Source organism: Rathayibacter sp. AY1H3 (genome assembly GCF_002932015.1).
On record NZ_PSUU01000065.1, the window covers coordinates 1 to 13,565 of the forward strand.

Below are 13,565 nucleotides of genomic sequence, written 5' to 3' on the forward strand. Positions count from 1 at the left end.
GATGATCGCGATGAACATGTAGGCGAGCGTGCGCTCCGCGCGTCCGACGCCCGCCGGCTCCTGTGGCTTCACCCGTCAAGGATAGGGCGGCCCCGGTCGACTAAACTGATGGCTGCTTCATTTCCAGGAGGGGTCTGCATGCCTACCGGCAAGGTCAAGTTCTACGACGAGGAGAAGGGCTTCGGCTTCATCAGCACTGATGACGGCCAGGAGGTCTTCCTGCACGCTTCCGCGCTGCCCTCCGGGACCGCGGTCAAGGCCGGCACCCGCCTCGAGTTCGGCATCGCCGACGGCAAGCGCGGGGCGCAGGCGCTCTCGGCGCGCGTCCTCGACGCCCCGCCGAGCCTGGTGAAGCTCAACCGGAAGTCCGCGGACGACATGTCCGTGATCGTGGAGGACACGGTCAAGCTGCTCGACGGGATCGGCGCCGGGCTCAAGCGCGGCCGCTACCCCGACAAGGCCCACGGGCGCACGATCGCGGCGCTCCTGCGCCGGGTTGCGGACGAGCTGGATGCCTGACGCCGACGGCACGACCGACGAGCAGCGCCCGGTCGAGGAGACCGTCGCCGCTCCGACCACGGAGGACGCTCGCGTGGAGCAGTCCTCGGAAGAGGGCGACTCCGGCGAGCCGGACACGACTCCTGCCGAGGAGGACTCCTCCGCCGAGGACGCGAGCGGAGCCGACGAGGAGATCGCCGCTGACGAGGCGGCTCCTGTCGACGAGGCTCCCTCCGGCGAGGGTGAGAGCGACGCCGCCCTCCCGGTGACCGAGGCTCCTGGCGAGGACTCCGCCTCTGCGGAGGAGACTCCTCCGGCCGACGATGTCGCCGCTGAGGCGGGGGCTCCCGGCGCGGACACGGCTTCTGCTGCAGTGCCGGCTCCTGCTGAGGACGCGGCCACTGCTGACGATGCGGTTCCTGCTGACGACGCGGGAACATCTGAGGACTCGGCTCCTGCTCAGGACATGGCTCCTGCTGACGACTTGACTCCTGCTGAGGATGCGGCTCCTGCTGAGGATGCGGCTCCTGCTGAGGATGCGGCTCCTGCTGAGGATGCGACTTCTGCGGAGGATTCCGGCCCCGTCGCCGACGACCGTTCCGAGGCCGACGACGACGCTTCCACGGGGGAGGCGGACGAGGCCGCCGCGGACGAGGCTCCCGAGCCCGTCTACGAGGCGGACGCCGTGCTCGCGGGGTCTCTCGATGTCGCTCGCGCCGCGCTCGCCGAGATCGCCCCCGAGGGGACGATCGGCGAGCTGGTCACGACTCTGGCGCAGGGCGAGCACGTCGTGTCGCTGAAGTTCGCGAACCTCATGCGCGGGTACCCGGGTTGGCTGTGGACGGCGACGCTGTCCCGGATCGACGAGACCGAGGACGTGAACGTCCTGGAGGTCGAGCTGCTGCCGGGTGAGGGCGCGGTCCTCGCTCCGGACTGGGTGCCGTGGTCCGTGCGTCTCGCCGACTACCAGACCGCGCAGGACGCGCTCGGCGAGGAGGTCGAGGACGCGGACGACGACGAGCTCGAGGACGCCGAGGAAGACGACCTCGACGACGAGTCGGACGACGACTCCGACGAGGACGAGGACGAGGACTCGGACGAGGACGAGGACGAGGACGAGGACTCGGACGAGGACGAGGACTCGGGCGACGACTCGGATGACGACGAAGACTCGGACGACGAGGACTCGGACGAGGACGACTCCGACGACGACGACGACCCGGACGACGACTCCGACGACGAGGACTCCGACGACGTCGAGCCCGAACCCGCTCCCGCCCCCGCCACCCGTCGCCGTCGACGTCGCCGCTGATCCGGTCCGGCGCCGCCCGATGAGCATCGACTCCGATACCCGCATCGCCTATCCCGGCGGCGCCGTGCGCTCCTCCGGGCGCGTGCAGCACGTGGGCCGGCTGGAGGACGGCCGCTGGGCGGTCGTCCTCGATGCGACCGCCGCTCACCCCGTCGACCCGACCTGGCCCGACCAGGGGCCCGACCGCGGCGCGCTGGCCGTGGCGGGGGAGCGGCATCCCCTCATCGACTGCCGCATCGGGGCGTGGCAGGGCGGCGAGCTGCACGTCGGCGAGCGGCTCCCGGCGCGGCTCGGCACTCCAGAGTGGAGCTTCGTCGTCGTCCACATCGTCGACGACGCCTCCTCACTCCACGTGGACGACGAGGTCGACGTCGAGGTCGACGCGGACCACCGGCACGAGCTCTCCCGCGGGCACACCGCCTGCCACCTCGCCTCCCTCGCCCTCAACGCCGCTCTGGCCTCGTTCTGGTCGAAGCCGGCGCGCACCGACGCCCTGGGCAACCCGGACTTCGACCAGGCGGCGATCCAGACCTCGCGGATCCGCGAGTCCGGCTCCACCGACGTCTACCGCCTCGGCAAGTCCCTCCGACGCAGCGGGATGGACACCGCCCGCCTGCTGGCGGAGATCGTCGAGGTGCAGGAGCGGGTGAACGCCCTCCTCGCCGAGTGGATCGCCTCGGACGCGGAGGTGCGCATCGAGCGCGACGACGACCTCCTCAGCACGCGGCGGACATGGCGCTGCACCCTCCCCGCGGGGGACGCCGCGATCGCGTGCGGCGGCACCCACGTCGAGCGCCTCGGCGAGTTCACCGGCCTGCGCGTCCGTCTCGAGCCCGAGGCCGACGGCACCGGACTCCGGATGGAGACCGACGCGGTCTAGCGTCGGTTGCGGCTGTAGAACAGCCCGATCGTGCCGAGGACCAGTCCGATCACGACGGTCGACAGGACGACCGGCTCGATGACGGCTCCGACGGCCGTCGCCACGAGCACGGCCACGAGCGCGACCGCCCAGACGACGCACCCGACCAGCAGAGCCGTCGCGTCGTCGCTCGCGTAGGGCGGCGGCGCGGGCCGCCGCTCCTCCTCGCGCAGCCACAGCCGCATGGCGTGCCTCAGACCGCCAGGCGCTCGAGGACGTGGTCGATGCAGCCGAGCAGCGAGCGGACGTCGTCCGGCTCGATCGCGACGAACGTCGCCACGCGCAGCTGGTTGCGGCCGAGCTTGCGGTACGGCTCCGTGTCGACGATCCCGTTCGCGCGGAGGATCTTCGCGACGAGAGCGGCATCGACGGAGGCGTCGAAGTCGACGGTCGCGACGACCTGGGAGCGGTGCTCGGGCACCTCGACGAACGGGGTGGCGAGGCTCGAGGCCTCGGCCCAGTCGTAGATCGTGGAGGAGGACTCAGCCGTGCGCGCCGACGCCCAGGCCAGGCCGCCCGAGGCGTTCATCCACTCGAGCTGCGACTCCATCAGCAGGAGGGTCGAGAGCGCCGGAGTGTTCAGCGTCTGGTTCAGGCGCGAGTTGTCGACGGCGTTCTTGAGGCTCAGGAACTCGGGGATGTAGCGGCCGCTCGCCGCGATGCGCTCGATCCGCTCGATCGCGGCGGGGGAGAAGAGGCCGAACCAAAGTCCGCCGTCGGAGGCGAAGTTCTTCTGCGGGGCGAAGTAATAGACGTCGGCCTCGGCGATGTCGACGTCGATGCCGCCCGCCGCGCTGGTGGCATCGATGACGGTGAGCGCGCCCTCGTCGCCGCGGACCCGGCGGACCGGGGCCATCACTCCGGTGCTCGTCTCGTTGTGGGGCCACGCGTACACGTCGATCCCCTCGACGATCTCGACCTCGCTCCGGGACCCCGCGGGGGCGGAGACGACGTGGGCCGGCTCGAGGAACGGCGCGGAGGCGGCGGCCGCGAACTTCTGGCCGAACTCGCCGAACGTGAGGTTCTCGGCGCGGCGCTCGATGAGGGAGAAGGCGGCGGCGTCCCAGAAGGCGGTCGAGCCGCCGTTGCCCAGCAGGACCTCGTAGCCGTCGGGGATGCGGAACAGCGTGGCGAGGTGCTTGCGCACGCGCCCGACGAGGTCCTTGACGGGCGCCTGGCGGTGCGAGGTCCCGAGGAGGTGCGCGCCCTGCGTCGCGAGGTGGGCGAGCTGGTCGTGCCGCACCTTGGACGGGCCGCAGCCGAACCGTCCGTCGTGGGGGAGCAGCTCGCGAGGAATGGTGAGGTCCGGCATGCGTTAATACTATGGTTCCCGGCCCGCACCCCTCCTCCGAGCGACGGAGGCCTGCGTTGCGCCCAGCGCCGATGCTGCGTCGTGGCGACCACTAGGGTGGAGCGCGCCGAGACGGGAAGGCTGAGATGACGGATCTGATCGACACCACCGAGATGTACCTGCGCACCATCCTCGAGCTCGAGGAGGAGAACATCATCCCGTTGCGCGCGCGCATCTCGGAGCGGCTCAGCCACTCCGGGCCGACCGTGTCGCAGACCGTCGGTCGCATGGAGCGCGACGGCCTCGTCGTCGTCTCGGGCGACCGCCACCTCGAGCTCACCTCCGACGGCCGCCGCAAGGCGATCCACGTCATGCGCAAGCACCGCCTCGCCGAGCGGCTCCTCCACGACGTCATCAAGCTCGACTGGGAGTTCGTGCACGAGGAGGCCTGCCGCTGGGAGCACGTGATGAGCGAGCAGGTCGAGCGCCGTCTCCTCGAGATGCTCGACCACCCGACGGAGTCGCCCTACGGCAATCCGATCCCGGGCCTGGACGAGCTCGGCGACACCCCCGCCTCCCGCTTCGCCGACGGCGTCATCAGCCTGCCGCGCTTCGTCGCGGGGTCGAGCGAGCCCCGCCGCGGCGTCGTCCGACGCCTCGGCGAGCCGGCGCAGGTCGATCCGGAGCTCCTCCTCCAGCTCAAGCAGGCCGGGGTCGTGCCCGGTGCCGAGGGCGAGTTCTCGGCCCTCAACGGCTACGTGCTCGCGCGCATCGACGGAGCCGAGGCTGGCATCGAGCTGCCCAACGAGGTCGCGGCGCACATCTTCCTCGTCGTCTGACCCGCGCGTCCCTGGGAGTGGCCCGTACGGGCCCTTACCGCATCCGGTGACCGGAGGCGAACGGGAGAGCGGTCTCTTTCCGCCGAGAAGGTGACAAATCGGTAACGGTCGCTTACGCTCTGTGGAGCCCTGCGGCCGAGCCTCGGTCCCAGGGCGCGGGATCCGACGCCCCCACACCCGTCTCGGATCCTGTGCACACCGATGCTTCGTGCATGAGACGGGACAGCTGCCTGGGCTGAGGGGACGTCGGAGGATCTCCCCCTTGCCCCAGAACCCCCTCACCCCGAACGAGGACGCCGGCTCACCCGACCGGTTCCGCTCCAACCACCCCGACCGCTCCGGCGACGCGACCTTCGAGAACCGGCCCCCGGTCATCCGCGCCCGGATCCACGGGGACGCACCCGTCTCCCGTCGCGCCGTTCCCGCAGCTCCTGCCCGCCGCGCGGACATCACCGACTTCGTGCCGTCGCCGGCCGGGACCCCGCGCAAGCGCCGGGGCCGTGTCGTCGGCAAGGTCGCGATGGTCGGCTTCGCCGGCGCGCTGGTCGCGACCATGGCGCTCCCTGCCTACGCCTTCACTCCGGGCAGCCAGGACGACGGCCTGTTCGCGGCGTCGCGAGCCGACCTCCTCCGCCAGGGCTCCGCGCAGACCGTCGCCGTCGACGGCGGAGTGGTGCAGGCCGCGATCGCCCGCGACGGCTTCTCGGCCGAGGCGGCGCCACCGCCGCCCGCACCGGAGCCCGAGCCCGTCGTGGTGGCCGAGCCCGTCGTCGACACGAGCGACGTCGCCGAGGCGCGCGCCGAGACCGCCGAGGAGTTCAACTCCTACTCCGGCGCCTCGGCCAGCGAGATCGCGGCCGCCGCCCCGACCACCAGCTACAGCCTCTCGGCGGTGTTCGACACGGCGATGCAGTACCAGGGCGTGCCCTACGTCTTCGGTGGAGCCGACCCGAGCGGCTTCGACTGCTCCGGCTTCGTGATGTACGTCTTCGCCCAGTACGGCATCTCGATGCCCCACTCGGCCGCGGGCCAGGGCGCCATGGGAACCCCCGTCTCGCTCGCCGACGCCCAGCCCGGCGACCTCGTCATCATGGACGGCCACGACGGCTTCTACGCGGGCAACGGCAACATCCTGCACGCGCCCTACGAGGGCGCGAGCGTCCGCGTGCAGCCGCTGTGGACCTCCGACTACCGGATCGTGCGCATCAACGGCTGATCCGGTCGATCCGCTCGAGAGCCCGTCCCCTCCTGGAGGGGGCGGGCTCTCGTCGTCCCGCCGTGTGAACGCCGCGTGACGAATCCGGACCGACCCCTGGTGTTCCGGGCGTGAAGGGTTAACCTGAACCCCAGTCCGCTCGCGTGGCGAGCGGATCGATTCGTCGAGGGACGGAGTGCCGGGATGGCCGAGCGGAGCGGGCGCCACAGCGTGGGGCTGCGCTCGCGCGTGCGGCCGGCCGATTCGATACGCGCGCGGGTCCTCACCGCGGCGGTGCACTCCTCCGACACGCGGATACGACTCCACGTCATCGCGCGGCACTCCGCCGCGGCCTCGCAGGGCGCCGTCATCACGACGGCGCCCTTGCTCGTGGTCGCGGCGCCTTCGCGCGACGGCGTGCGACAGCACGGAGGTCACTGATGCGCACTCTGGTTCTCAACGCCGGCTACGAGCCGCTCGCGGTGGTGTCGTTCAAGCGGGCCCTGGTCCTGCTGATGACGGAGAAGGCGACCGTGATCGCCGCGGACGAGGGCAATCCGGTGCACAGCGCGCACGGCGACCACGTGCGGCCCTCGGTGATCGTGCTGACCCGGTACGTGCGCATCCCGAGCGGCCGCAGCGTGCCGGTGTCGCGCCGGGGCGTGCTCCGCCGGGACAACCACCGCTGCGGCTACTGCGGTCAGCACGCGGCGACGATCGACCACATCCAGCCCAAGTCGCGCGGGGGCCGGGACACCTGGGAGAACCTCGTCGCCTGCTGCCAGCGCTGCAACAACGTCAAGAGCGACCGCACCCCGCACGAGATGGGATGGCGTCTGCGCACCGTCCCCCGGATGCCGCGCGCCGGCTCCTGGCTCGTGCGCGGCGCGGAGCGGACGCAGCCCGACTGGGACGACTACCTGGCGCCCGCAGCCTGACGCTGCGGAGTCGGCATCGCCCCCGCGGATATCCGATGACGACGTTCCGCCGTTCGAGTGGACGCGGTGCGAGGGGCGGGCTCGGCAAGGCGGAGGAGGAAGCGATACCGGCGGTATCGCGCCTGACGACAACGCCGCTGAGGTCGTCCCTCGCGCCGCGTCATTCGTTGTCGTTGCCGGTGCTCTGGCTGGCGTTGCCGGAGCGCTCGCCGGCCCAGGTCCAGTTCGCGACCTCGGGGATGTCCTCGCCGTGCTCGCGGGTGTAGGCGCGGGCGCGGATGCGGGCGTCCTGCATCTCCTGGCGGAGACCGGCGGCGCGGGCGCCGAGGCCGGGGGTCCGGTCGATGACGTCGATCACCAGCGAGTAGCGGTCGAGGTCGTTGAGCATCACCATGTCGAACGGAGTGGTGGTGGTGCCGTTCTCCTTGTACCCGCGCACGTGCAGGTTGCCGTGGCCGGTCCGCTTGTAGGTCAGTCGGTGGATGAGCCACGGATAGCCGTGGTACGCGAACACGATCGGGCGGTCGGGGGTGAAGACCGCATCGAACTCGCGGTCGGAGAGGCCGTGCGGGTGCTCCGACTCCGACATCAGGCGCATCAGATCGACCACGTTGACCGTGCGGATCGCGAGGTCCGGCAGCGTCTCGCGGAGGATGCTCACCGCCGCGAGGGTCTCGAGGGTCGGCACGTCGCCCGCGCAGGCGAGCACGACGTCCGGGGACTCGCCCTGCCGCTCGCTGCTCGCCCACTCCAGGATGCCGAGTCCGCGCGTGCAGTGGGCGACCGCCTCCGCCATCGTGAGCCACTGGGGCGAGGGCTGCTTCCCGGCGACGACCACGTTGACGTAGTCGACGCTCCGGAGGCAGTGGTCGTAGGTCGAGAGGAGCGTGTTCGCGTCGAAGGGCAGGTAGACGCGCACGACCTCGGGCTTCTTGTTGACGACGTGGTCGATGAAGCCCGGGTCCTGGTGGCTGAAGCCGTTGTGGTCCTGGCGCCAGACGTGGCTCGAGAGCAGGTAGTTGAGGCTCGCGATCGGGCGGCGCCACTCGATGTCGCGGGTGCCGTCCAGCCACTTCGCGTGCTGGTTGAACATCGAGTCGATGATGTGGATGAACGCCTCATAGCAGGTGAAGAGCCCGTGGCGGCCGGTGAGCAGGTAGCCCTCCAGCCAGCCCTGGCACTGGTGCTCCGAGAGCACCTCCATGACCCGCCCGGCGCGAGCCAGGTGGTCGTCGAGGGGGCTGAGCTCGGCGTCCCACTGCTTGTCGGTGGCGGCGTAGACGGACTGCAGCCGGTTGCTCGCGACCTCGTCCGGCCCGAAGAGGCGGAAGTTGGTCGGGTTGGCGCGGATGACGTCGGCGAGCCATTCGCCGAGCACCTTCGTCGCCTCCGCGACGGTGCCACCCGGCTGCTCCACGACGACCTCGTAGCGGCGGAAGTCGGGCAGGTCGAGAGTCTGCCGCAGCAGCCCGCCGTTCGCGTGCGGGGTCGCGCTCATCCGCAGCTCGCCCTCGGGGGCCAGCGAGCGGACGCGGTCGACCACGCCGCCCTCCTCGGTGAAGAGCTCCTCGGGCCGGTAGGAGCGGAGCCAGTCCTCGAGGAGGCGGGTGTGCGCCTCGGTGTCGCGGGCGTTGGGCAGCGGGACCTGGTGCGAGCGGTAGGTGCCCTCCACCTGGACGCCGTCGATCTCGGTCGGGCAGGTCCAGCCCTTCGGGGTCTTCAGCACGATCATCGGCCAGGCCGGGCGTGAGAGGTCGCCGGCGGCGGCGCGCTCCTTGATCGCCGCGATGCGGTCGAGCACCGTGTCCAGGACGTCGGCGAACCGCTCGTGCACGCGCATCGGGTCCTCGCCGTCGAAGCCGCCCTCGACGAGGAACGGCTCGTGGCCGTACCCGCGGAGGAGGCTGTCGAGCTCCTCCTGCGGGATGCGGGCGAGGACGGTCGGGTTCGCGATCTTCCAGCCGTTGAGGTGCAGGATCGGCAGGACGACGCCGTCGGTGAGCGGGTTCACGAACTTGTTGGAGTGCCAGCTGGTGGCGAGCGGGCCGGTTTCAGCCTCGCCGTCGCCGACGACCGCCGCGACCAGGAGGTCCGGGTTGTCGAAGGCCGCTCCGTACGCGTGGCTCAGCGCGTACCCGAGCTCTCCGCCCTCGTGGATGCTGCCCGGAGTCTCGGGGGCGGCGTGGCTGGGGATGCCCCCGGGGAAGCTGAACTGGCGGAAGAGGCGGCGCAGCCCCTCCTCCGACTCGTCGATGTGGGAGTAGATCTCGCTGTAGGTGCCGTCGAGGTAGGCGTTGGCGACCATGCCCGGTCCGCCGTGGCCGGGACCGGTGATGTAGAGGGTCGGCTGGCGGCGCTCGCGGATCGCGCGGTTCAGGTGCGCGTAGATCAGGTTGAGGCCGGGGGTGGTGCCCCAGTGGCCGAGCAGGCGGGGCTTGATGTCCTCCCGGCTCAACGGGGTCTTCAGGAGCGGGTTCGCGAGCAGGTAGATCTGTCCGACCGCGAGGTAGTTCGCGGCGCGCCACCAGGCGTCGACCGTGTCGATGGTGTCCTGGGTCAGCTCGGCGTCGGCGGGTCGCGCGATCCAGCTGTGCTCGGGGACGGGCAGGAGGGACGGAGCGGGGGAGTCGGCCATATGCCCACGCTGGCATCCGGACGCCCGGGGCGGAAGGGCCTTGCAGGCCCGGTTCCGGAGGGGGTCAGCCGCGCGGCGTCGCCCGGCGGAGGACCAGCGAGCCGACCGCCGTCAGGAGCGCGGCGGGGACGAGGAGCAGAGCGGCGGCTCCGGCGGTGCCCGCGCTCTCGAGGACGTCCACCACGACCGGCCGGCCGCCGGCGAGAGTGACGACGACGACCGCCGCGAGTGCCGCCGCTCCGAGGACGAGGAGGAAGGCCGTCACTCCGCGCTCCCGCCAGCGGAGGAAGACCGCGCCCGCTGCTCCGCCGAGGGCGAAGGCGGCGAGGAGCGAGCAGAGCAGGACGACGAAGCGCTCGAGCCACGGGCCGTCGAGGGGAGAGGCGAGGAAGAGCGCGCCGCCCAGCCACCAGCCCCCGGTCGCCTCCTCGATCGCCCCGAGGGCCACGACGATCGCGGACCAGAGCACGGACAGTGCCGCGAAGGCGAGGGCGCTGCCGAGGACGTGGTCGCGTCGGGTCGCTCCGTAGCTCAGCGCCAGCCCGAAGGTGGCGGTCGTGGCCTGGATGGAGCCGATGAAGAGGAAGACGACGATCAGCATCCCCGGCCCCACGAGCAGGATGCCCGAGTCGCCGCCGCCCCGCTCGGCCCCGATCCCGCGGAGGACGAGCCACCAGATCACGAGGTTGCCGGCGAGGACGGCGAGCAGGACGAGCAGCGGCCAGCCGAGGACCGTCCCGGGGTGGGCGAGATGGAGCCTCAGGACGGAGAGGATCCTCCGCGGGGAGGCGGAGTGGCGGGCGGGGGCGGTCATGGTCGGTCCTCTCGGATCGGTGGCGGTGGTGTCAGCTGCTGCGCGGGGTGGCGCGGCGGAGGATCGCCCAGCCCGCGACTCCGGCGATCGCGGTCGGGATGAGCGAGAGGGCGTAGCCGCCCGCGTATCCGACGCTGCCGAAGAAGGAGCCGACGGCGGGCCAGTTCTCGGTGAGCGTGAGGAGGGTGATCACGGCCAGCAGGAGGGCGCCGAGGATCCCGAAGAAGAGCAGCATCCCGCGCTGGCGCCAGCGCACGTAGACCGCCGCCGTCGCCGCTCCGATGAAGAAGAAGAAGAGCAGGGCGCAGAGCACCGCGACGGCCTGCTCGCCCACGGAGTCCCCGCCGAAGTAGATCGAGCGGAAGAAGCTGCCGCCGAAGCCCCAGCCGTCGGTCGCCCGCTCCACGATCCCGAGGACCACGAAGACGCCGGTGTAGAAGACCGAGAGGGCGACGAAGGTGAGGGCCGTGCCGAGGGAGAAGTCGCGGCGGGTGGCGCCGTAGCCGAGGGCGAGGCCGAAGGTGACGTTCACCGACTGGACGGCCACGACCATCATGTAGACGAAGAGGAAGAAGGACGCGCCGGAGTAGGTCATCCCCTCCTGCGCCTCGAGGCGCTCGCCGGAGTCGAGCCCGCGGAGGATCAGCCACCAGACGACCAGGTTGCCCGACAGGATGACGGCCGTGATGATCAGCGGCGTGTAGAGGATGGTGGCGGGGTTCGCGAAGTGCAGGCGGACGATGCTGCCGAGGCGGCCGGCGGCGGTGTCGTGGCGCGCGGGGGCGCCGGTGAGGGCGGTCATTCCGAGGCCTTCCCGGTGGTGAGCTGGACGACGAGCTGCTGGAGGGGGACGGACTCGAGTTCGAGCCCGTGGCGGGCGGCGGAGGCGCGGCCGGCGTCGTCGAGCCGGGGGAGCGTGGCTGAGGCGCGGCTGCCGAGAGCGGAGCGGGCGATGACCTCGCGGCCGGCGGTGAACGACTCGACGGCCTGCCGGGGTCCGATGACGGTCGCCGCAGCCCCGCGCAGCTCCTCCGCGTCGCTGTCCACGACGAGGCGGCCCTGGTCGATGACGAGGACGTGCTCGAGCAGGCTGCTGACCTCGTCGATGAGGTGGGTGGAGAGGACGACCGTGCGCGGGTGCTCGGCGAAGTCCTGGAGGAGGCGGTCGTAGAACAGCTGCCGGGCGACGGCGTCCAGCCCCAGGTACGGCTCGTCGAAGAACGTGAGCGGGGCGCGGGAGGCGAGACCGACGATCACTCCGATCGCCGAAAGCTGTCCGCGGGAGAGCTTCTTGATCTTGCGGTCGACCGGGAGGCGGAAGTCCTCGACGAGCTCGCGGGCGAACGCCTCGTCCCAGCCGTCGAAGAACCAGGGAGCGCTGCGCAGGACGTGCTTCACCTTGAAGTCGTCCGGGTACTTCTGGCTCTCCTTGATGAAGCAGGTGCGGGAGAGGACGGCGGCGTTCTCCACCGGCGACTGCCCGAAGACGCGGATCTCGCCCGAGCTGGCGAACTCCTGGCCGGTGAGCAGCGACATCAGTGTCGTCTTGCCCGCGCCGTTGCGGCCAAGGAGGCCGTGGATGCGGTTCTCCTCCAGCGCGAAGCCGATGCCGTCGACGGCGCGCATGCGTCCGTAGTTCTTGGTGAGGTCGTGGACCTCGATGACCGCGCTCATCGCGATCCCCCTTCTGTGATCATGTCGGCGAGCTGCTCGGTGCTGAGGCCGAGCTTGGCGGCCTCGGCGAGCAGCGGAGCGACGAACTGGTCGCGGAACTGCGTTCGGCGCTTCTCGACCAGCCGGTCGCGCGCCCCCTCGGCGACGAACATGCCGATCCCCCTCTTCTTGTAGAGCACCCCGTCGTCGACGAGCAGGTTCACGCCCTTGCCGGCGGTGGCCGGGTTGATGCGGTGGAACGCGGCGAACTCGTTGGTCGACGGGACCTGCGACTCCTCCGGCAGTGCGCCGTCGATGATGTCGTTCTCGATCTGCTCGGCGATCTGCAGGAAGAGCGGGCGGGAGTCGTCCACGCGGGCTCCTTCGGTGCTGGGTTGGGTGGTTAGTTGGTGGTGTAACTAACCATGGAGGCGGGAGGCCTTCGTGTCAAGAGGGGTGTGCCGCGCAGTCGCCGCGACGAGGGCCGTGGCGTGCTTCGCTGGCGTTGTGGTGAGGCCCTGTCGTCGCTTCGCGGGGGGCGGGGCACGGCGGGTACACTGGCTCGGCCAGCCTCTGTAGCTCAATGGAAGAGCGACTCCGTCCTAAGGAGCAGGTTGGGGGTTCGAGTCCCTCCAGGGGCACCACGATCCGCAATCGGGATCAGTCCATCGGACGACCGCCGCTTTCGCTCCGTCTGACGCCAGCGTCCGCCCCCCCCGCCCAGCACTCCGAGCTCTGCTCGTCGAGGCGACGACGGTCCGAGCCCTCGATGGTCCTGCCCGGGTGGGGACTCCTCGGCGGCAGGGACGCACGACCGAGGAGCTCCTTCGCGGGTTCTCGGCCGTCCTCGTCCTGAGCCTCTCCATCCAGCGGGACACGTTCGCGGACAGACGGCGCGCGGGTTTCAGTGCGCTGCTCGCGATAGCCGGTCGCATGGCGGCCATCCGCAGGCGGTGGCCGGCGGAATCCGAGACCCCCTTCTCGGCGGGATGTGGCGGGCCGTCCTCCGCCCGTGGTACGTGCGCGAGCTCCTCGATCAGGCGGAGAGCACGGATGCGCTCTCGGAGCGACGCCCAAGGCTCCGAGCGCTCACGGCCTTCTGAGGGCGTCTCGCGGGCCTTCGCTCAGGCGGCGCCGCCATGATCGAGGCTGGTACTCGACGGAAGGTTCTCTGTGAGCATGTTCAAGCGCGTTCTCGGCATGGCGTCGAAGGCGCTCGATTCGAAGAGCGGCTCGGGGTCGTCCTTGAGCGGGACGACCGATTGGCGCGACCTCGTGCGCACCGCCGCCGACAAGGTGACAGGCGACTCGCGGAGCGGGCAGGCCCAGCCGCCTCAGCAGTACGGCTCACCGCGGCGACCCTCCGCGCGCCCGCAGGACGCCCGGCCCGGGCAGCAGCCGGTGGTCACGCAGGAGGACCGCGCAGCGATCGCGCGCTACGACTACCTCCTCCGCACCGCCGACCCCGAGC

The 13,565-nt window shown here is 71.2% G+C and carries 13 protein-coding genes, 1 tRNA gene and 1 pseudogene; 8 read left to right on the top strand and 7 right to left on the bottom strand.

Translation table 11 applies throughout. From position 1 onward, the window contains the following. Positions 1 to 138 precede the first annotated feature (138 nt). Genes C5C33_RS17090 through C5C33_RS17100 form a run of 3 tightly spaced genes read left to right on the top strand, consistent with a single transcriptional unit; the run spans position 139 to position 2,690 of the window. Positions 139 to 519 (top strand): cold-shock protein, encoded by a 381-nt coding sequence (locus C5C33_RS17090; RefSeq protein WP_104224602.1) that lies wholly within the window; start codon positions 139 to 141, stop codon positions 517 to 519. Beyond that, complete coding sequence (locus tag C5C33_RS17095) at positions 512 to 1,810, top strand: DUF3027 domain-containing protein (RefSeq protein WP_104261705.1); 1,299 nt, start codon at positions 512 to 514, stop codon at positions 1,808 to 1,810. The genes C5C33_RS17090 and C5C33_RS17095 overlap by 8 nt, the downstream gene beginning before the upstream one ends. Positions 1,811 to 1,829: 19 nt before the next feature. Continuing rightward, positions 1,830 to 2,690 (top strand): metal-dependent hydrolase, encoded by an 861-nt coding sequence (locus C5C33_RS17100; protein ID WP_104261706.1) that lies wholly within the window; start codon positions 1,830 to 1,832, stop codon positions 2,688 to 2,690. On the opposite strand, the gene C5C33_RS17105 is transcribed toward C5C33_RS17100, so the two are convergent. Both C5C33_RS17105 and serC read right to left on the bottom strand, forming a co-directional pair. After that, positions 2,687 to 2,914 (bottom strand): DUF2530 domain-containing protein, encoded by a 228-nt coding sequence (locus C5C33_RS17105; protein WP_104224604.1) that lies wholly within the window; start codon positions 2,912 to 2,914, stop codon positions 2,687 to 2,689. The genes C5C33_RS17100 and C5C33_RS17105 overlap by 4 nt on opposite strands. Positions 2,915 to 2,922: 8 nt before the next feature. Next, positions 2,923 to 4,041, bottom strand: coding sequence for a phosphoserine transaminase (serC, locus tag C5C33_RS17110; RefSeq protein WP_104261707.1), 1,119 nt, complete (start codon positions 4,039 to 4,041; stop codon positions 2,923 to 2,925). Positions 4,042 to 4,166: 125 nt separating this feature from the next. Here serC and C5C33_RS17115 point away from each other — a divergent pair, with 125 nt between their 5' ends. The 3 genes from C5C33_RS17115 (at position 4,167) to C5C33_RS17130 (ending at position 6,992) form a co-directional block, all read left to right on the top strand. Next, positions 4,167 to 4,859, top strand: a complete 693-nt coding sequence (locus C5C33_RS17115) for a metal-dependent transcriptional regulator (RefSeq protein WP_104224606.1) — start codon at positions 4,167 to 4,169, stop codon at positions 4,857 to 4,859. 262 nt (positions 4,860 to 5,121) lie between these two features. Beyond that, a complete protein-coding gene (locus tag C5C33_RS18840) occupies positions 5,122 to 6,075 on the top strand; it encodes a C40 family peptidase (protein WP_258060437.1) in 954 nt (317 codons plus the stop codon). A gap of 419 nt (positions 6,076 to 6,494) precedes the next feature. Further along, positions 6,495 to 6,992 carry an HNH endonuclease gene (locus C5C33_RS17130; RefSeq protein ID WP_104224608.1) on the top strand — a complete coding sequence of 166 codons (498 nt, stop codon included), beginning with the start codon at positions 6,495 to 6,497 and terminating at the stop codon, positions 6,990 to 6,992. 160 nt (positions 6,993 to 7,152) lie between these two features. On the opposite strand, the gene C5C33_RS17135 is transcribed toward C5C33_RS17130, so the two are convergent. From C5C33_RS17135 to C5C33_RS17155, 5 genes are all read right to left on the bottom strand, one after another. Beyond that, positions 7,153 to 9,627: a phosphoketolase gene (locus C5C33_RS17135; protein WP_104261708.1), complete on the bottom strand. Its 2,475-nt coding sequence runs from the start codon at positions 9,625 to 9,627 to the stop codon at positions 7,153 to 7,155. A gap of 64 nt (positions 9,628 to 9,691) precedes the next feature. Continuing rightward, on the bottom strand, positions 9,692 to 10,441 hold the full coding sequence (locus tag C5C33_RS17140) for a hypothetical protein (protein WP_104261709.1): 750 nt from the start codon (positions 10,439 to 10,441) through the stop codon (positions 9,692 to 9,694). A 31-nt stretch (positions 10,442 to 10,472) separates the two neighbouring features. After that, positions 10,473 to 11,243, bottom strand: a complete 771-nt coding sequence (locus tag C5C33_RS17145; RefSeq protein ID WP_104258198.1) for an ABC transporter permease — start codon at positions 11,241 to 11,243, stop codon at positions 10,473 to 10,475. Further along, positions 11,240 to 12,115: an ABC transporter ATP-binding protein gene (locus C5C33_RS17150; protein ID WP_104261710.1), complete on the bottom strand. Its 876-nt coding sequence runs from the start codon at positions 12,113 to 12,115 to the stop codon at positions 11,240 to 11,242. Before C5C33_RS17150 ends, C5C33_RS17145 begins: the two co-directional genes overlap by 4 nt. Next, complete coding sequence (locus C5C33_RS17155; protein ID WP_104224613.1) at positions 12,112 to 12,468, bottom strand: GntR family transcriptional regulator; 357 nt, start codon at positions 12,466 to 12,468, stop codon at positions 12,112 to 12,114. The genes C5C33_RS17150 and C5C33_RS17155 overlap by 4 nt, the downstream gene beginning before the upstream one ends. A gap of 195 nt (positions 12,469 to 12,663) precedes the next feature. On the opposite strand from C5C33_RS17155, the gene C5C33_RS17160 reads away from it, so the two are divergent. Beyond that, positions 12,664 to 12,738, top strand: a tRNA-Arg gene (locus C5C33_RS17160). 535 nt (positions 12,739 to 13,273) lie between these two features. After that, positions 13,274 to 13,565 (top strand): annotated as a pseudogene (locus C5C33_RS17165) (hypothetical protein); the annotation flags it as partial.